This window comes from Sporosarcina sp. G11-34 (genome assembly GCF_026931025.1).
Map to the genome: position 1 here is coordinate 92,291 of NZ_JAHNZW010000004.1, position 22,174 is coordinate 114,464.

The 22,174-nt window shown below is 39.7% G+C and carries 27 protein-coding genes; 6 read left to right on the forward strand and 21 right to left on the reverse strand.

Going from position 1 to position 22,174, the window contains the following annotated elements:
- The first annotated feature begins 391 nt into the window (after positions 1-391).
- The gene (locus KSU66_RS06675) at positions 392-646 is read left to right on the forward strand and encodes a GlsB/YeaQ/YmgE family stress response membrane protein (RefSeq protein ID WP_269050654.1); all 255 of its coding nucleotides are present in this window, start codon (positions 392-394) and stop codon (positions 644-646) included.
- A gap of 61 nt (positions 647-707) precedes the next feature.
- Here KSU66_RS06675 and KSU66_RS06680 read toward each other — a convergent pair whose 3' ends face one another.
- The 5 genes from KSU66_RS06680 to KSU66_RS06700 form a co-directional block, all read right to left on the reverse strand.
- Positions 708-1,373: a lytic transglycosylase domain-containing protein gene (locus KSU66_RS06680; RefSeq protein ID WP_269050655.1), complete on the reverse strand. Its 666-nt coding sequence runs from the start codon at positions 1,371-1,373 to the stop codon at positions 708-710.
- A gap of 35 nt (positions 1,374-1,408) precedes the next feature.
- Positions 1,409-2,038 (reverse strand): SCO family protein, encoded by a 630-nt coding sequence (locus KSU66_RS06685; protein ID WP_269050656.1) that lies wholly within the window; start codon positions 2,036-2,038, stop codon positions 1,409-1,411.
- 108 nt (positions 2,039-2,146) lie between these two features.
- Positions 2,147-2,275: a YvrJ family protein gene (locus KSU66_RS06690; RefSeq protein WP_269050657.1), complete on the reverse strand. Its 129-nt coding sequence runs from the start codon at positions 2,273-2,275 to the stop codon at positions 2,147-2,149.
- 124 nt (positions 2,276-2,399) lie between these two features.
- Entirely contained in the window at positions 2,400-2,618 is a 219-nt protein-coding gene (locus tag KSU66_RS06695) for a DUF2922 domain-containing protein (RefSeq protein WP_269050658.1), read from the reverse strand.
- Between the two features lie 23 nt (positions 2,619-2,641).
- The gene (locus KSU66_RS06700) at positions 2,642-2,860 is read right to left on the reverse strand and encodes a DUF1659 domain-containing protein (RefSeq protein WP_269050659.1); all 219 of its coding nucleotides are present in this window, start codon (positions 2,858-2,860) and stop codon (positions 2,642-2,644) included.
- 117 nt (positions 2,861-2,977) lie between these two features.
- Here KSU66_RS06700 and KSU66_RS06705 point away from each other — a divergent pair, with 117 nt between their 5' ends.
- Positions 2,978-3,403 (forward strand): DUF2621 family protein, encoded by a 426-nt coding sequence (locus KSU66_RS06705; protein WP_269050660.1) that lies wholly within the window; start codon positions 2,978-2,980, stop codon positions 3,401-3,403.
- Between the two features lie 15 nt (positions 3,404-3,418).
- On the opposite strand, the gene KSU66_RS06710 is transcribed toward KSU66_RS06705, so the two are convergent.
- From KSU66_RS06710 to KSU66_RS06730, 5 genes are all read right to left on the reverse strand, one after another.
- On the reverse strand, positions 3,419-3,922 hold the full coding sequence (locus KSU66_RS06710; RefSeq protein ID WP_269050929.1) for a CcdC family protein: 504 nt from the start codon (positions 3,920-3,922) through the stop codon (positions 3,419-3,421).
- Positions 3,918-4,247, reverse strand: coding sequence for a thioredoxin family protein (locus KSU66_RS06715; RefSeq protein ID WP_269050661.1), 330 nt, complete (start codon positions 4,245-4,247; stop codon positions 3,918-3,920). The genes KSU66_RS06710 and KSU66_RS06715 overlap by 5 nt, the downstream gene beginning before the upstream one ends.
- Positions 4,248-4,281: 34 nt before the next feature.
- Positions 4,282-4,992, reverse strand: a complete 711-nt coding sequence (locus tag KSU66_RS06720; protein WP_329958783.1) for a cytochrome c biogenesis CcdA family protein — start codon at positions 4,990-4,992, stop codon at positions 4,282-4,284.
- 153 nt (positions 4,993-5,145) lie between these two features.
- The gene (locus KSU66_RS06725) at positions 5,146-6,942 is read right to left on the reverse strand and encodes an ABC transporter ATP-binding protein (RefSeq protein WP_269050663.1); all 1,797 of its coding nucleotides are present in this window, start codon (positions 6,940-6,942) and stop codon (positions 5,146-5,148) included.
- Entirely contained in the window at positions 6,939-8,696 is a 1,758-nt protein-coding gene (locus KSU66_RS06730) for an ABC transporter ATP-binding protein (protein WP_269050664.1), read from the reverse strand. The genes KSU66_RS06725 and KSU66_RS06730 overlap by 4 nt, the downstream gene beginning before the upstream one ends.
- A gap of 229 nt (positions 8,697-8,925) precedes the next feature.
- Here KSU66_RS06730 and KSU66_RS06735 point away from each other — a divergent pair, with 229 nt between their 5' ends.
- Entirely contained in the window at positions 8,926-9,627 is a 702-nt protein-coding gene (locus tag KSU66_RS06735; RefSeq protein WP_269050665.1) for a zinc transporter family protein, read from the forward strand.
- Between the two features lie 182 nt (positions 9,628-9,809).
- Entirely contained in the window at positions 9,810-10,259 is a 450-nt protein-coding gene (locus KSU66_RS06740; protein WP_269050666.1) for a flavodoxin domain-containing protein, read from the forward strand.
- A 6-nt stretch (positions 10,260-10,265) separates the two neighbouring features.
- On the opposite strand, the gene KSU66_RS06745 is transcribed toward KSU66_RS06740, so the two are convergent.
- On the reverse strand, positions 10,266-10,952 hold the full coding sequence (locus tag KSU66_RS06745) for a YjjG family noncanonical pyrimidine nucleotidase (RefSeq protein WP_269050930.1): 687 nt from the start codon (positions 10,950-10,952) through the stop codon (positions 10,266-10,268).
- 460 nt (positions 10,953-11,412) lie between these two features.
- Here KSU66_RS06745 and KSU66_RS06750 point away from each other — a divergent pair, with 460 nt between their 5' ends.
- Positions 11,413-12,057 carry a hypothetical protein gene (locus tag KSU66_RS06750; protein ID WP_329958787.1) on the forward strand — a complete coding sequence of 215 codons (645 nt, stop codon included), beginning with the start codon at positions 11,413-11,415 and terminating at the stop codon, positions 12,055-12,057.
- Between the two features lie 162 nt (positions 12,058-12,219).
- Here the strand turns inward: KSU66_RS06750 and KSU66_RS06755 are convergent, their stop codons facing one another.
- Positions 12,220-13,212 carry an LLM class flavin-dependent oxidoreductase gene (locus KSU66_RS06755; RefSeq protein WP_269050668.1) on the reverse strand — a complete coding sequence of 331 codons (993 nt, stop codon included), beginning with the start codon at positions 13,210-13,212 and terminating at the stop codon, positions 12,220-12,222.
- Between the two features lie 164 nt (positions 13,213-13,376).
- On the opposite strand from KSU66_RS06755, the gene KSU66_RS06760 reads away from it, so the two are divergent.
- Positions 13,377-13,679: a YunC family protein gene (locus KSU66_RS06760; protein ID WP_269050669.1), complete on the forward strand. Its 303-nt coding sequence runs from the start codon at positions 13,377-13,379 to the stop codon at positions 13,677-13,679.
- Positions 13,680-13,769: 90 nt separating this feature from the next.
- On the opposite strand, the gene KSU66_RS06765 is transcribed toward KSU66_RS06760, so the two are convergent.
- The 9 genes from KSU66_RS06765 to KSU66_RS06805 form a co-directional block, all read right to left on the reverse strand.
- Entirely contained in the window at positions 13,770-14,393 is a 624-nt protein-coding gene (locus tag KSU66_RS06765; RefSeq protein WP_269050670.1) for a nucleotidyltransferase family protein, read from the reverse strand.
- Between the two features lie 58 nt (positions 14,394-14,451).
- On the reverse strand, positions 14,452-15,252 hold the full coding sequence (locus KSU66_RS06770) for an XdhC family protein (RefSeq protein WP_269050671.1): 801 nt from the start codon (positions 15,250-15,252) through the stop codon (positions 14,452-14,454).
- A 59-nt stretch (positions 15,253-15,311) separates the two neighbouring features.
- The gene (locus KSU66_RS06775; protein WP_269050672.1) at positions 15,312-15,632 is read right to left on the reverse strand and encodes an XdhC family protein; all 321 of its coding nucleotides are present in this window, start codon (positions 15,630-15,632) and stop codon (positions 15,312-15,314) included.
- A gap of 5 nt (positions 15,633-15,637) precedes the next feature.
- Positions 15,638-16,828 (reverse strand): vWA domain-containing protein, encoded by a 1,191-nt coding sequence (locus tag KSU66_RS06780; protein ID WP_269050673.1) that lies wholly within the window; start codon positions 16,826-16,828, stop codon positions 15,638-15,640.
- A 25-nt stretch (positions 16,829-16,853) separates the two neighbouring features.
- Entirely contained in the window at positions 16,854-17,744 is an 891-nt protein-coding gene (locus tag KSU66_RS06785; protein ID WP_329958784.1) for an AAA family ATPase, read from the reverse strand.
- Positions 17,745-17,844: 100 nt separating this feature from the next.
- Complete coding sequence (locus KSU66_RS06790; RefSeq protein ID WP_269050674.1) at positions 17,845-18,702, reverse strand: FAD binding domain-containing protein; 858 nt, start codon at positions 18,700-18,702, stop codon at positions 17,845-17,847.
- The gene (locus tag KSU66_RS06795) at positions 18,699-21,047 is read right to left on the reverse strand and encodes a xanthine dehydrogenase family protein molybdopterin-binding subunit (protein ID WP_269050675.1); all 2,349 of its coding nucleotides are present in this window, start codon (positions 21,045-21,047) and stop codon (positions 18,699-18,701) included. The genes KSU66_RS06790 and KSU66_RS06795 overlap by 4 nt, the downstream gene beginning before the upstream one ends.
- Positions 21,044-21,577 (reverse strand): (2Fe-2S)-binding protein, encoded by a 534-nt coding sequence (locus KSU66_RS06800; RefSeq protein ID WP_269050676.1) that lies wholly within the window; start codon positions 21,575-21,577, stop codon positions 21,044-21,046. The genes KSU66_RS06795 and KSU66_RS06800 overlap by 4 nt, the downstream gene beginning before the upstream one ends.
- 53 nt (positions 21,578-21,630) lie before the next feature.
- Positions 21,631-22,077: a CoxG family protein gene (locus KSU66_RS06805; RefSeq protein ID WP_269050932.1), complete on the reverse strand. Its 447-nt coding sequence runs from the start codon at positions 22,075-22,077 to the stop codon at positions 21,631-21,633.
- Positions 22,078-22,174 lie beyond the last annotated feature (97 nt).

Below are 22,174 nucleotides of genomic sequence, written 5' to 3' on the forward strand. Positions count from 1 at the left end.
TGCAAAAGAGCGTCTTTTCTCTACTTCATCATATAATACCTACGCACATAAGTAAAATACATTAACTTTATAGTCTTCGATAAGTAAAAGTTATGACCCACTTTTTTAAAAAATAACTCCTAAAATAGAAGTATTTTAAGTACCACCCTAGAAAAGTTTAGTTCACGTTTACGTCACAATAATGGACAAGTATGGACAACGGAAGATCTTTTCAATGTATACCCTCTTTCAATTAAATTATAACATTTTACGACACAGGAAAGGACGGGAAAAAAGCTTCTAAGATATTTCAAGATAATTTTTGCATAAATGGTTTGAATCGTAAAAAATAGGGTAAAGGTTAAACTAGTTATTAAATAAATAATTCTGTATATAAAGGAGATGGAAGTGCATGAGTTTCATTTGGTTTTTAATTATCGGTGGCGTTATCGGTTGGCTGGCGGGAATGATATTAGGGAAAGATATTCCGGGCGGTGTCATTGGTAATATCATCGCTGGTATTATAGGTGCGTGGATAGGTGGGAAACTTCTTGGTGAATGGGGCTGGAAAATTTCTGACTTTTATGTATTCCCGGCACTTATCGGTGCACTTATCCTTGTCTTTGTCGTAAGTTTCGTTTTAAAATCGATGCGCAAAGCAACCTAACAGGTGCTTTAGTTTGAAACAATAAAAAAGATGGCCTGCGTAATTTCGCGGGCCATCTTTTTTATTGTCCAGCTTCTGCTTCTATCCGATACAGTTCAAATTCATCAAAAAATTGGAGGACATCTTGAACGTATTTCTCACTGTGATTGTAGCTAAAAATCGCTTTTTCATAATCCCCGCCCGCTGCCCCACTGTTTGCAAGGTATTTCGCGGCACTGTGCATGGCATCTTCCAAATCATACGGATCTGCAATGCCATCACCATTTGCATCGACACCGTACCCACCGTATTGCTTAATCACTTCGGGATTCGTTTTATCTTCTTCGGGTATATCACCTTGACCTAATCCACTGCATCCAGGATATGTCCACCCAACAAATGTACAAGGCATAAACTGCATATGTCCTTCCGCACCTACAGGTGAAAGAAGCGGATCCATCGTAGAAAATCTCGTTTCAATACGATGGTGTGCTGCAAGGAGCGTCCATGGAATGCCATACATCTCGGCTGCGTCTTTATAGATTGGGATATACTCTTCTGGAATCGACATGCCACTGTGCCGGTCTTGTATAAGCGTGTTTGCCGACTTACGGATAAGATCTGGATTTGTGTAACTAACCCAGATAATAGCGGTCAATGTGAATACAACAACTGCGACAGGGATTAGAAGGACGATAAACAGTGCCTTCTTCTTCATCGAAAGTCCTTTTTCACGCCGCTTCTTCATTGAATCTTTGGCACTTCCTTTCATGCATTCTCAGTTTACGATCCCGATTTAATAAGTGCTTTCATGTCTTTTACAATTTGATCGAACGGTACATCTTCATTACCGTTATAGGATTTGACGACTTGGCCTTCTTGGTTAACTAAGGAAAAAAGAACCCCGTGCAATACTTGTCCAGCTTCGGGACTTGAGTCTGGATAAGGAAAAACAGGCATTTTGAATGATTTCAATGAGATATCTGCAATTTCTTCTTGCGTGTACCCTGTAAGCATTTCCCATTTCGACTCATCCCAATCTTTTTCCGTGTCTTCGGGATCTGTTGCAAAGCCGTTTAGGTATTCCTGTAAAACTTCTGGTGTATCGTTTTTAGGATCGACTGAAAATGACACAAGTTTATAATCTTCTACACCATTTTTAATCAGTTGGTCTTGCAATTCTGCCATATGGAACATCATCGGCCCACAAACTGTTGTACAATTTGTAAAAACGAATTGCGACAGCCATACTTGACCTTTTAAATCATCCAACGACACTTTTTCGTTGTTTTGGTTTGTAAATTCAAATGGTTCAATTTCATATTTATGATCTGCTTTGAAGCCGCCGCTCGAACAAGCTCCAAGAACAAGTATGATAAGTAGTACATATGGCAGTACAAATAATTTACGCATAATTCTCCTCCGACATTTAAATAATATATTAATCATAGCGGAAGAGCCCTCCCCAAACAAGCGAAGGGCTAGCAACCTTTTGACGAAACATTGACGATTATGTGAAGTTTATTTCACTTTCATGGAGATTAGTACGTCATGTATAGCCACAAGTTTTGTTTCGAGCCGGTGCAATAGATAAAATGAGACAATAATCGGAAATCCAATTTCTTGTATTAAGCTTAACCATTGTTCCATTTCGTTAACCCCCTTCCCCCTATTTTGAACATAGAAAAAGCCGGACACTCAAAAGAATTGAGGCCGGCTTAGTTCGATGTCTAGACTTTGGCACTGAGTTACAAAGGTGCTTACGCTTTTTTCGTTACCCTTCGATTAGTTCTGTAACGTTGCGTTCGACGATGCTTGCATTCAACGCGGCATCGAGTTTCTGCCCTTCTATTTCAAAAATCCCCGCATTAATGATTTCTTGCATAGCATCGGCCGCTTCTTGTGCCGTTAAATTTTCCCGTGGCTCATCGACAGTAAGCATCATTTTCTTCCCGGCCATTGTACTGAAATTCAGTTGTAATGTTTTCGCCATTTTCTTATTCCCCCTTTTTCAAATTAGTTATTAACGCCTGATGTCTCTACCTTCTCCACTTCGATGAATGGCATGGAGGATAGTTTCGCAAGTTCCTCGAGTCCTTTGTACAAGTTCTCCGCGGTCGCTCCCGCAGCAATGTTACGGTACGTTTTCGACTTGCGGATTAATTTCCCTTCATCCGTTGTTCCACCGTCAAAGTGAATCCGACCTACCGCACTTTTAAAATCGATTGTCGCCATCTTCTCACCCCCTTTCACCAGCTATATAGAGTGAATGAAGGGAAAAGGAGACAATGTCCGTGTTTTTTTTGTCGAATGCTCTTATAATGGGTACATAGAGTAGAAGAGGTGAATACAATGCTTGAAGGTTGGTTTCTTTGGTTTATGATGTTTTGGGTTGTCGTACTCGTTGGCTTGTTCGCAATCGGCGGCTTTTTTATGTTCCGTAAATTTTTGAAAGTGTTCCCCAAAGCAGATGGTAAATCAACGATAGATTGGGAAGAACATTATGTAGACCGTTCCATTCACCTTTGGAGTAAAGAATCGAAAGATATGCTTGAAGAGCTTACGAAGCCGGTTCCTGAATTGTTCCGCCCCGTTGCGAAACAGAAGATTGGTGCGAAGATTGGTGAAATTGCACTTGAGGAAAAAGCGAAGAAAATTGATTTTGATTTGATTATTCGTGGTTATATTATAGCGACGCCGAAACGAGATCATAAATTCCTTCGAAAAAAACTGGCGCAAATGGAAATTGACGTTTCGCCATATGAACATCTATTTTAAAAGGTGTCCGCACATTTAGTGGCGGACACCTTTTATTTTTTCTAATGTAGTAAATTTAACGAGCATCGCAATTCTCCATGGAACAATCATTCCAAAGGCAAGAATCCAGAACATCCCTCCGAGTTCACCGATATCGATTGTGCTACTTAAAATCAATTTACCAATAAGTCGAATAATTAAAAGTCCGAGTAAGATAAAAAGAAATGCTTTCGATCTTTTCATATAAATTGAGTCATCTCGAATTTCAAAGTTTGTCGTTTTAATTAAAATAATTGAAAATAACATCCCAACAAGAATTGCCTCTAGCACTTGTATTCCAGGCACTCTAAATTCTTCGAATATGAACATCAGTGCACCTGTAGACATAAAGAGCGGCGGCAAAATAATTTTTTTAATCGTTGCCGGTTTTTTCGCCGCTTTTGACCGAACGATTAATGCCATGATTCCCATGAAAATTGCAAGTGCAGTAGAACCACTAATTAAGTATACAGGGGGTACTTTTGTAAATATAGCTTCAATCAATCTCTTTCCCCCACTTTTCAAGTTCTTCTATCCGTTTTTTTAATTCTTCCATCGGAACAAAACGTGCAAAACGAGTGTACTCTTTTCCTTTCGCAAACAACAACACAACTGGAGCCGTAAACAAAGATAATTGCCCAGCCATTTCAGGCATCTTTGCCGCATTTACAATGTAAAAAGGTATGGTAAATATAGTTTGAAGTGCGGTTACTTGCGGAAGCAATCCGTCACAGACCGAACAATTATCCGTTTTCACAAAAAGAAGAAATGGACGTTCGCTTTTTACTATTTCCAGCCATGCATCGTAGGAGGTGATCCATTCCATCCAATTCAACTCCAGTATAATAAATTAAGTTAAGTTAAAACCCTGTGAAGTCTCCGAATATTGGTGCAAGTAAAGCAATGATGTACGTCATTCCATCGAAGAATAATAGAATTCCTACAGCAATCATAATGTATCCACCGATTTTTGTAATCAGTCCGCTGTACTTTCGAATTACGCCCATTTTCGTTATGAAGAACGATAGAACAAAAAATGGAATTGCAAATCCAATGACATAAGCCATCATATATAACATACCCGATCCTGGGTTTGCGCCAGCGAGAATGATAATTGATCCAATAATTGGACCCATACATGGCGTCCAACCCGCAGAAAATCCTAATCCAATCAACATCGTTCCAAAATAACCAGCCGGTCTATTTTTAAATTGAAGTTTCCGTTCTTTCATTAAAAACTGTGGCGTAAACAACCCTGTAATAACAAGACCGAATAGAACGATGAAAATAGAGCCTATTTGCCTTATCATATTCATATTTTCTATAAAAAACTTTCCAAGAAATGTCGTGCCAAAGCCCAATGCGACAAAAACAAGTGAAAAACCAATTAAAAAGAACAGCGTGTGAAGCATTCCACTCTTATTCATTCGCTTTGAGTCGGATTGTAAATCATCTAACGACATGCCTGTAATGTAAGAAATAAATGCCGGGTAGAGCGGTAATGTGCACGGTGATATAAAACTTAGAAATCCAGCCCCGAAAGCAAAAAACATATTTAAATCAGTCGCCATCATTTTCTCTCCTTAAATTTTCTACCTTAATCGTATCAAATAAGCGTTCGGATTACGCTAGTTTTGTCTGTGAAAGGTTTATGACAATTTTTGTTTAGTGAAAAAAACCGGTTTGCGCTGATCTTTAGTAGGATCAGGCAAACCGGTTTCGACTTACATCACATCTTCTTCCAAAATATTGTTTTGAAGCAAATACATCATATGATACAACCCTTTTTGTGTAAGCAGTTCCTGATGCGTGCCGCGTTCCACGATTTCTCCCTTATAGAGAACGAGAATAAGTTCCGCATCTTGGATTGTACTCAGTCGATGTGCAATGGCTATTGTTGTACGCCCTTTCCTCATCTTCTGAAGACTCGATTGAATCGCCACTTCTGTTTCCGTGTCAATGTTTGCGGTCGCTTCATCTAACACAAGAATCTTAGGATTCGCCGCCATCGTGCGGGCAAATGCAACAAGTTGACGTTGCCCACTTGAAAATGTGGAACCTCGCTCGGTCACTTTTTGCATATATTTATCGGGAAGCTTATCAATAAATTCATTCGCTTGAACAAACTCCGCTGCAGCCCTTACTTCTTCAGAGGTTATCTCTTGGTCATGTAGACGGATATTGCTTTCGATGTCGCCATAGAAAAGGAATGGATCTTGTAAAACGAGTCCTGTCTTCTTTCGAAGTTCATCTTTGGGATATTCTTTCAGTGAAACCCCATCGATGTAAATAGCGCCTTGGTTGTATTCGTAAAAACGCATAAGTAAGTTAATGATTGAACTTTTCCCGCTACCCGTATGTCCGACAAGAGCAACCGTCTCTCCAGCATTCGCTGTGAATGAAATGTTTTTTAGTACATCCGTCTTCCCATCATATGAAAACGTCACATCACGAAACTCAATTTTCCCGTCTTGAATAGCAACTTCTGATTGACTTTGTTGGGCCGGCTCTATGTCCGTCTCATCAAGTAAACGGAAAACACGTGAAGCAGCAACGATTGCTTGTTGAAAAATAGATAGCTGTTGCATCACTTGGTTAATCGGTTCGAAAAATCGATTGATGTATGTGACAAATGCATAAACAACCCCAACTTCAACGACATTATTGAATGATGTAATTCCGAAATAACTGAGTACCAAAATAATTGCAGCTGCATAAACGAGGTCTACCATAGGCCGTAACAGAAGGCCATCTAGTTTAATGTTTCGCATACCAGCGCTGTAATGTTTTGTATTAATGGCATCGAATTCATCTTGAAAACGATCTTCTTGCCTAAATGCTTGAATCATACCCATTCCCGACAGCGATTCAGCGATTTTGGCATTCAATTCACTAAGTCTTTCACGTAAATCTTGGTAAAACTCGGCACTATACCGCCTGTAAATGCTTACAATCAAAAAGATAAGTGGCAGCAACACAAGTGAGATAAGTGCAAGCCTTACGTTGAGTAAAAACATCGCAATATAGACCGCGATAACTAAAAATCCAGCTTGTAGAAAACTGGCAAGTACACTGACAAACATGTCTTTAATTGCTTCGGTGTCATTCGTAACTCGGGAAACGATGCCCCCGGCTGGTGTGCGGTCAAAATACCGCATACCAAGCCTTTGCACTTTCGAAAAGACATCAATTCGCATTTGCTGAATGATTTTCAAAGCAATCTCTTGGAATTTAAGCAATTGGAAATAGCTGATCAGTACATTGATCACATGAATCGAAATATACGCAATACCTAAACTCACAAGTGGCCCTTGCGGAAAAACACCTGGTGTTAAATAATCATCGATGAATATTTTTATAAGGTACGGTCCAACAACTTCCCCGGTAACACTAAGCGCTAACAGGATAAGCGCAATCGTAATCATCCTTTTATGTGGCAAGGTATACGTAAGTAACCGCCTGACAACGGCCCATTGTTCTTTACTACTTAATTTCGGTTGTTGTTCGTTTGTATTTTTCATTTTGCACTCCCTCCTTTTTCTACGAGTGCTTCCAATTGCTGCAAGTCATACATCTCTTTATACTGCCCACCGAGCTTCATAAGTTCCTCATGCGAACCACTTTCGATAATTGTTCCTGCTTCCATCACGATTATCGTATGCGCGTGCTGTATTGCACTTAGTCGATGGGATGTAATAATAGTTGTTTCTCCGGTACGTGTTTTCTTAAGCGATTCAAGAATGGCTTCTTCTGTCTTCGCGTCGACTGCCGAAAGCGAATCGTCAAGAATTAGAAGTTCCGGTTTCATCATAAGGGCACGTGCAATCGAGATTCGCTGCTTTTGTCCTCCTGATAACGAAACGCCGCGTTCCCCAACAATCGTTTGATACCCTTCTGAAAAACCTAGAATATCTTCGTGTATATGCGCAAGTGTTGCCGCTTCGAAAATGGCTTCTTCCGCCGCTGTTGTATTCGTAAATGCAATGTTTCCGGAAATGGTTGTTGAAAATAGAAAGTGGTCTTGTGGTACATACCCAATTGCTTCACGTAACCTCTTTCTTTTGTATTCCCCAATCGATTCCCCGCCATAAGTAATTCTCCCTTTATATCCTTCAAACTCACGAAGAAGCAACTTCAAAATCGTCGTTTTACCGGAACCCGTCTTCCCAACGACACCAAGTGTCTCTCCGCGCTTCAATGTGAAATGTACATTATGAAGTGCCAGGCGGTCATCCTCCGGGAACTTAAAATCATCGATTGCAAACAAAAGATCCCCTTCTGCTTTTTGGTCAATTGCATTTGGCTTATCTTCGATTTCTGGCTCAATACGTAATAGTTCTGAAATTCGTTCATAGGACGCACGACCACGTTCGACAATGTTGAATAGAAAACCAAATGCAAGCATTGGCCAAACGAGAAGTCCTAAATACGTTGTAAAGGCAATCAAGTCCCCAATGGACATGTCACCCGCAATAATAAACTTCGAGCCAAAGAAAATTGAAAGTAAAAAGGAGATCCCGACGATAAAAGAAATTGTAGGATTGAATAGCGAATCGATTTTCGCAACACGTATATTTTTCTCGACGACGAGTTCCGATAACTTTGTAAAGCTTTCAATGTCTTCCTTTTCTTGACCGAATGTTTTAAGCACCTTAATACCCGAAACACTTTCTTGTGTCTTATCGTTTAAATCAGAGAATGCTTCTTGCGCGAAACGGAAGCGCTGATGAAGAAGCTTGCCGTAATAACTCGTTAGAAGCACCATAAACGGCATCGGAATAAGCGCGATTAACGTAAGCTTCCAATTGATTGTGAATGCCATCGCCGCAATGACAAACCCACCGGCCGTAACGGAGTCGACAAGCGTCAGAACACCCACACCGGCTGTTTGCTGAACCGCACTCAAATCGTTTGTCGCATGTGCCATTAAGTCACCTATTCGTCTTTTCTGATAAAAAGAAGGAGACATTCGTGTAAAGTGATGAAATAATTGCCCGCGCATTTGCCTTCCAAGTTGGACTGCGGAACCAAAAATCATTATTCTCCAGTAATACCTTAAGACATACATGCCGATTGCCGCGCCGGCAAGCACAAGTATCCACTGGATAAGGACTCCAGAAGTTAATGTTCCAAGCCGAATTTCATCGATGACATAACCGATAATTTTTGGAGGAAGTACTTGAAGGAATGCAACAAACATAAGCAATACGATGCCAATCAAATATTGCTTTTTTCTTTTTTTAAAAAACCAACCTAATTGCAAAAACACTTTCACGTGCATACCTCCTACGCCTTGGGAGTGAATCCCATTAATCGAAACTCCTATTATTTTAGCAAATTTTCTAACTCTTTAAAAGGTCCGAGTTCTAAAATATTCGGGCTCTGAAATAGTTTAGAAGATAACAATAAAATAAAGTTAAGTACCCGGCATATAACACGCTCATACTCCGAAGTATCAAACATATATTTTGATAAGAGAGTTTGTAATACTTTCGTGCAAGGGAATGATAAATTTGAGCATAATCATACTTGGTGGGTTTCTTTTTTTCAGTGTCAGCATTGGCGGTGGCCTTGCTTGGTTAGTATCAAAAGTTTTTCGGAATACATATGAAGGTTTGGCGCTGTTATGTGGCGGTTTTTTAGTTGGTTTACTCGTACTCGATATCATTCCAACCGCTTTACAGATGTATCATTTTTCCGTATTAGTTATTGGATTATTTATTGGATGGGTTCTTTTTTTGTTGCTTCATAATTTATTTCATTCATCAAAATCCAAAATGCCCTCGCTCCCGTTGCTTGCAATTGGTATTCTGCTACATACAATTCCAATAAGCATGACCATCGGGAACTTACTGGGTGACTCCACTTTCGGAGCTACGATTACAACTTCTACAATACTCCACCATCTTCCAGAAGGCTTTGCGTTCGCTTCAGCATTCATTTCACAAGGCAAGAAATTATGGGGATTATTTCTTTGCTTTATCGGTTTATCAATCTTCTTTAGCGTATTCGTCTGGGTTGGGCATCACGTAAACCTCACCGTAAAGGCTGAAAGTATTCTTATGGGTGTATCGATTATCCTTATTGCGTGTACAAGTATTAGTGAATTCATTCTTACAAATCTACGGCTCGTCTCTACAAAGTTCTTTTTGTTATGCCTTCTTACCGGATATTTACTAAGCAATCTATTTCATTTATTTTTATAAACAAAAATGACCTTTGTGAACATCTACAAAGGTCATTTGAATTCCAATTTATTCGATTTGTATTACTTTCCGATGATTTAGTTAACCTTGATGTATATCAAGGACTTTCATACAGGCTAATTGTAAACTTGGTATAAGAAAGAATGATAAGTTGTTAAGTTGTGATGAATGGAGTGTTTTGGATGAGAAAAGTCCTACTAATCTATGCAAGTTCATCAGGGAATACAGAACAAATCGCAATGCTATTGAACGAACATTTGGATCCACTACTGTTCGCGATTACTCAAATCGAAATTGATTATGACGACATCGATATGCATTGCCTTCTCCAATATGACGGTATCCTTTTCGGCACGTATTCATACGACGACGGCGATGTACCTTATGAAGTTGAAAGCTTTCACGAAGATTTAGTCGATATAAATTTAACCGGGAAAGTCGTTGGCGTATTTGGATCCGGTGACAAGTCATATCCATCTTTCTGCGGTGCGGTTGATTTAATGAAAGAACAGTTTGAAAAAGCAAAAGCAACGGTCATTGAACATATCGTGAAAGTAGATGGTTATCCCGAAGATAACGATTTACCTTCAATTGAACAATTAGCTGCCCAGTTCAAAGACAGTTTAGCATAGTCATTTTTATATTTTCACAATTTCCATCAACTCCATTAAATGAGTGATTTCATATGTAGGTGCGATCGTAGTCGTATTCGTTTTTAAATTCGGGTTGAACCAACACGTATCGATTCCGTACTTATTTCCCCCTTGGATATCCGATGTTAACGAATCGCCTACGATTAATACTTTACTTTTATTTGTAATTTGTAACTTTTCAAACGTATGATCAAAAATCCCTTTATGCGGTTTCTGAAATCCTACTTCTTCAGAAATAATAACGTGTTCAAATGTATCACGAAAAGGTGAGTTTTTAATTCTTGAATTTTGAACGTCTGTAAACCCATTCGTAATAATAGCTAGTCGAAAAGAAGATAGATTTTCACACAATTTTACGGCACCTGGCATCAGATGTGTTTCTTTCCCCAAATAGTTGAGGTACACACCACCGAATGCATGTGCATCGATTTCAAGTTTATTCGTATGAAAGAGTCTTTTGAATCTCTCAATACCTAACTCTGTTAACGTGATTCGATCTTGTTCTAAGTCTCTCCATAATACATCACTGATTTCTTTGTACTTGGCTTCATAATCCACCAATCCCGATTCTAATCCAAATTGGTTAAACGTGTTATGTAATGCCCTTTTTTCGGATAGTCCAAATTCCAATAATGTATCGTCTACATCAAATAAGATGATTTTGTATTTCATAGCTTCATTAATCAATAAGATTCTTACCTCCAACTACTTATATTCTCGCTCGGTCGTTAACCCTATTTTAACGCATAAAAGGTTCTTTTCAAATTAGATAAAAAATTAAAGTGCTATTCTTACGCCAAAACCAACTAAATTTTGTACTGTTATCAACAATATCATCCCGGACCGTCAACGATTATTGGAACCGTACTAACTATCATTAGCTATTTACTATTCTTTATTGAATTAATAAAAAACACCATGAAATACGGTGCTGATAGGTGCTATTTCGTTCATTGTCATCCAAGGGTTTTTCCTTTTGTAAATAGATTTTCTATATCTAGTAAAATCACATAAACGAATGAATCGGAGTACTCTAACTTGCAAGCCTTTTTCAGAAAAGGCGTGAAATTATCGATTAAAAGGAGCGAATGTAAAATTGGATTCTTATTCTAATAGATTTACCTCCCACCCCATCGAACCGGTTAATACGTCCGGTAATGAAGGATCATATTCGCAATATACAGCACCCGTCAGGTATATCTTGAATAATAGGAATGATTTATATGGAAGACGTTTGATAAGCAAAGCTGAGTTTGATTATATTAGTATGAATCGGCTACTTTGGCTAGAGCATGTCAACTGGACAAGGATGACAATTATTAGCATCGTCTTCGGCTTGCCGGATTTAGAGTTTGTCCAAGAACGCCTACTGAGAAATGCAACGGATTTGGGCAATTGTCTAAGACCTTTTTATGGCGATCAAATTGCAGATAAATATGCAGAGCTTATTAAAGAGCATTTAGTACTTGCGGCGGAATTAGTAACAGCAGCCGTAAAAGGTGATTCGAAAACAGCAGCGGAAAAAGAGAAGCAATGGTATCGAAATGCAGATGATATCGCGGAATTCCTAAGCAACATTAACCCATATTTAGGAAAAGAAGAAGTGACGAAAATGTTTTATACGCATTTAGCTTTAACAAAACAGGAAGCGGTTTATATGATTCAGAAAAACTTCACAGCTGATATAGAAGTGTTCGATAAAATCGAAGCCCAAGCATTGGAAATGGCAGATATGATATCGAAAGCAATCATCATACAATTTCCTTATAGATTCTAGAAAAAAAGAACGGGGCCTTCCGATACGTCTAAATTGAATCGACTTATAGGCGGTCCCCTTTTGTGGATAAATATTGAAACTTAGTACAGCTTACTTATTATTTGAATCGGTCAATTTATTAATACAGTGTTATTTGATGTTGTCCGCCCTGTTCATTTTTCATTAAAACAGCTCCCGTGCAAGTAAACGATACACATTGAGGCGTTTTTCTTGTGAATGAGTAATGCTACAAATCATCGCTTCGTCAAACCCGTAATAATCTCGCTCTTCTTGTAATCTCGTTGCAACCTCTTTAGCTTCACCAACTAAATGTATTTTCCTGTTTTCTTTAATAACCATGCGATCCATTTCGGTTAATGAATAGTCCTGCGCTGCCTCAGGTGTCAAACCTTGTCCTAAACGACCTTTCATCAACCATAAACGTGAAATGTCTTGTGGTAATGCTTCAAACTCGGCTTCTTCTTTCGTTTCCGCGGCAGTCACTAGGTAGGACACTTTAATTTCCGGTTTCTCCATAAATACAGAAGGAAGAAAGTTCTCTTTGTAATTATCTAAAACTTCTTTTGTCATACCACCCATGAAAAACTGTGCAAATGAATAACCTACACCCATCCGCCCCGCGTGCAACGCACTATTTCCGCTTGAGCCCAATAGCCACGCTTCAGGTAATACAATATTCGACGGTGTCGCGATTGTTTGATTGTACAATTTATCTTCTGGCACTTCATCGTTAATCAATTTTAATGCGGTATGGAATTTTTGATACATATTGTTTAACATAGGCTCGCGTCCTTCGGATAAAGCATACATGGCACTGCTATCTCCACCAGGTGCCCGACCTACACCAAAATCAATTCGCCCCGGTGAAAAAGCGCTTAATGTTTTAAATACTTCAGCCAGCTTTAGCGGAGAATAATGCATCATCATAACGCCGCCCGTACCGATACGAATATTTTTTGTTTTGGCGGCCAAACGGGCAGCTATTACTTCTGGGGCTGAACTTGCAAAACTATTTGTCCCATGATGCTCAGCCATCCACATCCGTTTGTAGCCCAATTCATCGCCTAATTTAGCTAGTTCTTCTGCTTTCAGTAAAGCATCTATCGCAGTATTTCCCATCGTAATCGGTGCCTGGTCTAGTATACTTAATTTCATTTTCTGACGTCCTTTCACCCTAAATAACTTTGTTCGATTGTTATGTTCCACTCTAAATGTGACATGTACAAAAGTATACTAATTGGCTTTGATTGTTCCCAAATATCACGATTTTCCTTTCTTTCACATAAAGTGTATAGAGAAGAAAAGGAGTGATCGAAGAAATGATGAGTTTGGAGCCGATTGTGATTGAAGGGTACACTTTTTTGGCCGTTTCAGTTGTACTACCGAAGACGAATTTGCTCGTTGTAACGAATGATAATGGATACATCATGTGTGGCGCTCTCGACATCGCCTTGCTAAATGAAAAATTGAAGGATCGTAAAGTAATTGCCGGAAGAGCTGTTGGAGTGAAAACGATTGAACAACTTCTCGATGCGCCATTAGAAAGCATTACTTACGAAGCTCAAGAACTCGGCATCACGAAAGGCATGGTTGGTCGCGAGGCACTGTTGAAAATGGTATAGTCTAAAACGCGAAAAGTCAGTAACTCTACTTGAGTCCACTGACTTTATTTTTATGAGTATGCAATTTCATTTGTAAAAAAATCATCGAATTCAATGCTCAAGAGATTGTATCCTTTTTGCTTCAACATAATCACTAGGCGTATCCACATCAAATAAAATTCCGTGATCGTCTACGTCAAGAAGTATGTGATCGGAGATTTTATTCATTATTGTTTTTCCGCCTTTGTCACCTTGTAATTGCGCAAACAGATTTCTATCTATATTTCCAAAAAACACTGGATGTCCTGAAACGCCTTTATGCGTTGGTCGAATCATAAAAGCTTCTTCGCTTTCTTTCATCCGTGCTACTCCCGATTGATAAATTAAGCGAATCGTTTCGGTTGAAGTAAATGGAAGATCTCCAAGAAACACCATTATATTTGAATGATGTTCCCGCAAACTTTCAATACCAATCCTTAATGAAGCACTTTGTCCAGATAAATAATCTGCATTTTCTACCCAACGAAAGCGCTTATCGTCGATTGAAATGACTTTTTTTATCATTTCAGTTTCATGGCCAATTACCGCAATTACTTCCGAAAAGTCCTTTTCTAATGAATGGTGAATCACATGTTCCAATATTGTCCGATTTCCCAATAGGAGAAGTTGTTTTGGTTTCCCCATTCTGTTAGAAGTTCCCGCAGCGAGGATAAGTGCACATATAGATGTATTCATAGCTTGTCCTTTCACGCTTCAAAGTAAAGTATGCTAATTCCCGATTGCATTTTTCTTATTAATTATTATGAATAAATTCCGCTCCTTGTAAAAATCCGCCTCTATGACCATTTTTAATAGCAATTATTTCTGCTAATATGCTGATAGCTATTTCTTCGGATGAACTAGCACCGATATCCAAACCAATAGGGCTATATAAACGCTGGAGCTGACTGTCCGAAAAAACAATACCTTCCTCTTCCAGTGTCTCTAACATTCGAATTCGCCGCGAGCGCGGTCCGAGAAGGCCGATATAGGGAGATTGTGAGTTCAATACAAACTCTAATGTCTTTTGATCCTTTTCTAAATGATGGTTCATAACGATAATATACGTTCGGTTTCCGATTTTAATATTCTCTTGATAACCATCTTCATTTGTAACAATTCTTCTTATACCCGGAAAGCGTTCATCGCTATTATAAAAAGATCTCGAGTCGACAACAGTTGTTCGTAGTCCAAGAGATACGCTATAATTTGCAACAGGAATGGCGTCATGCCCGGCCCCAAATATAATTAAGTCGATTGGTGGTATGTACACATCAATAAAAAAACTCATTTCCAATCCATCTGATCCTGAAAATGTGTATGTTTCTGATTTCGGTTTTTTTTCATGCAATTTTCTAATAGCTATCTCCATGATTTGCGCATTGATTGATGCATCCCTCAAGTCACCAATTGGAATACCTTCATTGGATATAAACATACGGCTAGATTCTGGATTCGTTAAAGGTAACTCCGTTTGTAAAATTGTCGCAAGTACCCCGGCCTGTTCGGCTTCTATACAAGCTAGCCAGGCTTCAAATGCTAATTGTTTAGACATAAGTTCCCCCTTCCTTTCAATCACAATTCGTACGTATCTTGAAAACTCATAGTTTGGTTCTACGAAATAGGCTCAATATAAACTTCTACTTTCCCCGGGCACCCCAAACCTAGTCCCCATACAAGATCTTCATCCATATCGTACATTTTTAATACGGGTTGGCCAGATTCAATAACTTGTTTCGCTACTTCCGCCACATCTGATTCAAGACAACCTCCGGAGATCATGCCCGTTCTATTTTCGTCTTCGTCAATGAGCATCTTGGCCCCTTCTCGTCGATAAGCCGATCCATAAACGCGCACAACAGTAGCTAATGCAGATTTTTTCTGCCTTTTCATTGTTTTGTTTAAAGCTTCAAATACTAAAGCATTTTCTTGCAATCCATTCACCTCCGAATTGAAATTGTATTCGCGAGCTTGAGAAATGACTTAGCAGTAGTAGCCCCCGAAAATAAATCAATATAAGGCAGGGCCGCTTTCATCCCTCTCGCGGTTGGTTCATACCCGTCAATGTTTAGCAATGGGTTTAGCCAAATAACAGAAGTAGTCCGTTGACGAATCTCTTTCATAGCCCCTTGAAGCTGATCGATTTCACCAGCATCCAGTCCGTCGCTTGCAATTAAAACAACTGTATTTCTCCTTAAATACATACCATATCGTTGAACAAACGAATATAACGACTCTCCTATACGAGTTCCCCCGCCATACTCATCTCCCACTATCGTAAGCACTGGGAATTCGCCTTGTTTAGCTTTTTTAAATTGGTCCGTCACTCGTCTTAACTTCGTAGAAAAGAGAAATACTTCCACATTATTTGAGCACTTCGTCAACGCATAAGCAAATTGCAAAAAAGGCTCTGCGTAAGACGACATCGAACGGCTGCTATCACAAAGTAAAATGAAATTAGCTTTTTGTTTTACGGGTCCGGTCCATACAGGCTTTATTGGATATCCTCCGAGCTGTATGCTTTGTCGTAACGTTTTCCGCAAATCGAATTTCAGTCCCTTTTTCGAAACTTGATAACGTCTGGAACGTTTTAGGTTGATTCGATGAACGAATGTTTTTGCGGCCTTTTCCATCGATTGAAATTGATGGGAAGACACATACACTTTTATTTCTTGCGCTTCTTTATTCATAATATTAGTGGCGGCCCAGACATGTACTTTACGTTGTTCTTCCCCAGAACTTCCATTTGCGATTTGATTTTGATGTATTCCACTTACTGTTGGATTCGTCGGGCTATTTTTTTCGGACTCTTTCTTTTGATTCACTTCGTTCGTTGCATCACTTTTTCTTTTTTCTTCAGAAAGAAAATGGAGCATCTCTTTCGTATTCTCACTATTATTCCCATTTAAAAAAAATTTTATAAACGCTTCATCGAATCGTTCTTGCTCTTCCTTACTTGAACAGAGAACAATTCGTAGCGCAAGCCTAAATTGCTGGAGGTTAGCTATGTCAATGAATTCAAGAGCGCGAAGCCCATCACTCATTTCTTTTGTACCAATCAAGAATTCTTTATCACGTAAATACCGAAAAAATAATAACAAATGATTAGAAAGTTTTTCTGATTGTATCATTTTGGCACCCCCCTTCTATGCTTGACTACGCATTTGACGTTAAGAGTGTACCTTGTTTCAGCTCTTTATCAACCGTTTCCCAATCATCGCGATTTTTTAAAAAACAACCAAGTGTCTCTTGAACCGTCTCTTGATTTAGCTCACTGCGATGCATCGAAATAAGCGCTTGAGCCCAATCCAAACTTTCCGCAACCCCAGGAATTTTCTGGAGCGGCATTTGGCGAATCGTTTCCATTACCTTTGCAATTTGTTCCGCTAAGTTTTTATCTATATCGGGTAGACGCGCTTGAAGGATTTCGGTTTCTTTTTTAAAGTCTGGATAAGAAACCCACTGATAAAGACATCGTCTACGAAGCGCATCGCTCAGTTCACGCGTCCTATTTGATGTTAAAATCACATAAGGACGGTGCTTTGCCTTAATTGTCCCTAGTTCTGGAATCGTAATTTGAAACTCTGCAAGTGCTTCAAGAAGAAAGGCTTCAAATGCTTCGTCCGCACGATCTACTTCATCAATTAATAAGACCGATGGAGCCTCTTCTTCCATAAAAGCTTCCAAAATAGGACGGGTTAATAGAAATTGTTTACTGAAGATGTCCGCTTCTCTTTCCGCTAACGTTGCTTCGCTATTTTCAGTTAAGCGAATGTGAAGCATTTGTTTCGCATAATTCCACTCATACAAAGCATTGTTTACATCTAATCCTTCATAACATTGCAATCTTATTAACTTCGTGTTTAAGGATTTCGCCAAAACTTTTGCGATTTCTGTTTTCCCAACACCTGCCGGACCCTCTACTAGTAATGGTTTTTGTAAAGATTGCACAAGATGCATTGCGGTTAATATCGGTTGGTCTGTTATATAGCCATTTTCTCGAAAAGTTCTTTCAATTAAACTAGTGTTCTGATCGATAACAACCACCCCTTATTGATACGTAGGCTTTCAATTGAAAAAGTCTGGGAAACACAGCAATTAGCCGCGTACTTTCCCAGTCCTATTTCTACTCTTTTATATTAAGCCCTTACAGTAAGACCGATTTTAAGGCGCGTGCCGTATACACTTGACAAATATTAGCCCGATACTCTTCAGAAGCGAATAGATCGCTACCCATATCTACATCTTCGATTGCTAGTTTCGCGGCAGATTCAATCACGTCATCTGATGGCTTTTGTCCCAACAAGGCATCTTCTACCGCGGTTGCACGATACGTTACATCGCCAACACCTGTAATCCCGACCTTAACATAATCGATTAAGCCTTCCTTATCTGTCCCCGCCACGACCGCCACTCCTACTACTGGATATCCCGTGGCGTGATGGAAAAACTTAAGATATGTCGATTTTGCATGAGAAGGTGGAATCGCCAAACTAATACTCGTTACAATACTATTTTCCGGAAGTATTGTAATAAGAGGACCAAGTATAAAACCATCAAGTTCCATTACCTCAACACCCTCCTCTCCATGAACGATAAGACCCGCATCGAGGGCTATCGCAGGAGCCGGTAGATCAGCGACCGGATCGCCATGAGCTATATTTCCACCAATCGTGCCGCGATTTCGAATTTGAATATCACCAATTTGGCGAGCCGCTTCAGCTAATACTGGAATTTTCTCATTCACAATTGGATTATTCGCTAATTCGTGATGTGTAGTCATCGCCCCAATAATAATCCGGTTACCTTCCACCCGAACTCCTTTTAAATCAGGAATTCTACTAATATCTATTAATTTACCCGGTTCCGTTACCCTGAATTTCATAATCGGCAGTAAACTATGTCCTCCGGCAATAATTTTGCCTTCTCCATCACTTTCTTGTAATAATTGGACGGCATGTTCTACCGAGTCCGCACGAACATAATCAAATTTAGCGGGTATCAAAGGCTTTCCCTCCCATTTTGAATGGCTCGCCAAACCTTTTCAGGGGTAAGCGGCATTTCAATATCTTTCACTCCATATGGTTCCAGCGCATCGACAACTGCGTTCATCACCGCAGGAATAGAAGCCGTTGTTCCTGTTTCTCCAATTCCTTTTGCCCCAAGAGGATTGACCGGTGACAGTGTTTCCGTAAAGGCGGTTTCGATATGCGGGAAAAATCGTGCCTTTGGCATAGCATAATCCATAAATGAACCAGACAAAAGCTGACCCGTATTACTATAAACAATGCCTTCCCAAAGCGCTTGACCAACACCTTGAGCAATCCCACCATGTACTTGCCCTTCCGATGTAAGCGGATTAATAACGCGTCCAACATCATCTACAGCAAGGTAACGTTGTATGTCAATCTCGCCTGTATCTTTGTCCACTTCAACAACAACAATATGCGTGCCAAATGGATAGACAAAATTTGAAGGGTCAAAAAAAGCTTGCGTTTCAAGCGACGGCTCCATATCAGCAGGCAAATTCCAAGCAAAGTTCGCCGACTTAGCAATTTCTTTGAACGTTCGTTGTTGTCCCGGGACGCCTTTCACTTGAAATACACCATCCGAAAAATCAATATCTTCCACGGATACTTCCAGTTCATGTGCTGCAATTTTCTTCGCTTTGTCAACAATCCGGTCAGCAGCCATCGAAACAGCTCCTCCGCCTACCGCTACGGAACGCGAACCATATGTGCCCCAGCCCATAGAAATTGCCCTTGTATCATTAAAAACAAACTCAATATCTTCCATTGGAATACCCAATTTGTCTGCAACAATTTGTGAAAACGTCGTGTCATGACCTTGTCCATGTGGAGATGTTCCTGTATAGACATTCACCTTGCCCGACGGATGAACTCTTACAGTTGAGTTTTCCCAAACGCCACCTTGAAACCCAATAGCGCCAGCTACCGCTGAAGGGCCAAAACCACATAGTTCAACATAGGTAGACATACCAATCCCGACAAGTTTTCCTTCTTTTCGTTTCGCTTCTTGTTCTTCACGCAACTTTTGATAATCAATCATTTCAAGTGCTTTATTAAGTGGTTTTTCATAATCGCCGCTATCATAGACTAAACCTTGCGCATTTGTGTATGGAAAATCTTCTTTTTTCGCAAAGTTTTTCCTTCTTATTTCAATTGGATCCATACCAATTTCTTTTGCAAACAAACTAATTGCGCGTTCGATTTGATACGTAGATTCTGGTTTTCCGGCACCACGGTACGCATCCGTTGGTGTTGTGTTTGTATATACGCCAAATGTTTCGCATGATGCTTTTGGAATGTCATATGCACCTGTTATCATCAGCCCAAAGTCAATTGTCGAAACACCAGGTCCCATTGTTGATAAGTAAGCACCCATATTCGCTGTATTTTTCACGCGTAATGCAGTTAATGTCCCATCACGTTTTCCAGCCAACTCCACGTCAATGATTTCATCGCGACCGTGATTCGATGCCGAAAAAGATTCATTTCGTTCTTCAACCCACTTAACCGGTCTTTTCAAATCACGTGCCGCGTATCCAATTAATGCTTCATCTGGATAAACACCAATTTTCCCACCGAAGCCGCCCCCCATATCTGGGACAATAACCCGTAATTTGGCTTCAGATATATCTAAAACCTCAGATAAAACCATTCGATGAATATGTGGATTTTGAGAACTACACCATAAAGTTAAATCCCCACTTCCGGGATTATACTGCCCAATTGCAGAACGTGTTTCCATTGGGCTTGGTGCTACACGTTGAACGTTAAAGCTTGCGCGTACAACAACCTCTGCGTCATCAATATCTTTGTCGTCCACTTCGCCTGCCTTCCAATGAAACGCAATATTATTTTCAATATCGTCATGAACAAGTGGCGCATTTTCAGACATGGCGTCTTTTTGTTTGACAGATACGGGAAGTACTTCATAGTCGACATCGATTAAATCAAGCGCATCACGCATCGCATAGCGGCCATCACCAATTACTAAAGCAATCCCATCTCCGACATATCGTACCCTGTTAATTGCTAAAGGGTATTGGGATGCTTCCTTCAAATTAGAGTCTGGCACAAGCCATGACGAAGGTATTCGCCCAATTTTTCCTTCTAGATCTTTACCGGTATAAATTGCTACTACTCCCGTGGCTTTCAAAGCCTCGTCAACATTAATATTTTTGATTAACGCATGTGCATGTGGACTTCTTAAAATTACTGCATGTAGCATTCCTGGTAACTGAATATCATCTCCGAAGTAACCATTTCCAGTTAGTAGCTTTGGATCTTCTTTTCTTTTAATCCGTGCTCCTACTTTTTTGGTCATGATGAAATTCCCTCCTTTACTACACTTGTATCTTCAGCTGGTTCACTTTTCTCCTCCGCTATCAATCTTGCTGCATGCTTCACCGCACTAACAATAAACTGATAGCCTGTACAACGACAAATTACACCTTCTAAGCCTATTCGAATTTCCTCATCAGTAGGGTTTGGATTTTCCTTAAGAAGTCCCATCATTGCCATCATGACGCCCGGCGTACAATAACCACATTGTAAGCCGTGTTCTTCCCAAAACCCTTTCTGCATCGGACTAAGATTGTCTACAGTGCCTAATCCTTCTACAGTTGTAATCTCGGCCTCATCCGCCTGTACGGCCAATATTGTACATGACTTGACAACATCACCGTTCACGATAATTGAACATGCACCACACTGACTCGTATCACAGCCAATATGTGTACCTGTTAATGCAAGTTCATCACGGATAAAATGAGCCAATAACATTCGCGGTTCAACTTTCGCACTTTTTTCTAACCCATTAATCGTTACACTTACTTTTACGGCTTCAATCGCCATAAACTACACCCCCATAATGGTTTTGTATTAAAGTTTAGCTACTTTCAATGAAGTTAAAATTCAGCTACTTTCTGCGTCTCTTTTTCAATATCTTTGAAAAATTGTCCGATAACAACTTTTGCGACGCCACCCATAATACGCTGTCCAATTGATGCGAGTAAACCTGTCACTTCCAAGTCCGCATTACAAGTAAGGACGGCTCCCTTTTCTGTATCCACCATATTCATTTCTGCAATTGCTTCGATGTCACCAGGTTTACCTTTAACATGGACGAGCAAGCGATAGAATTCTGGTTCTTTCATATCTACTTGTTGAACATCGGCCGTGAATTCCCCTTTTATAGGACCAATATTAATAGCCAGGACCGCATGAAATACGTTCTCCTCAACTTCATCAAAAACCTTACAGCCTGGCAATGATTTTTGTAATACTTCCTTATCTTGAATCGTTTTCCAAAGTACTTCTCTCGAAATCCCCTTAAAAATATATGAATGCTCCATTTTCAAAAAAAATCACCCCCCTTTACTTTTTGATTATTCAGAACCCTATTTGTATAGCTATATATGTGGAAATAAAGATGGAGGACTTCCTTCCTCC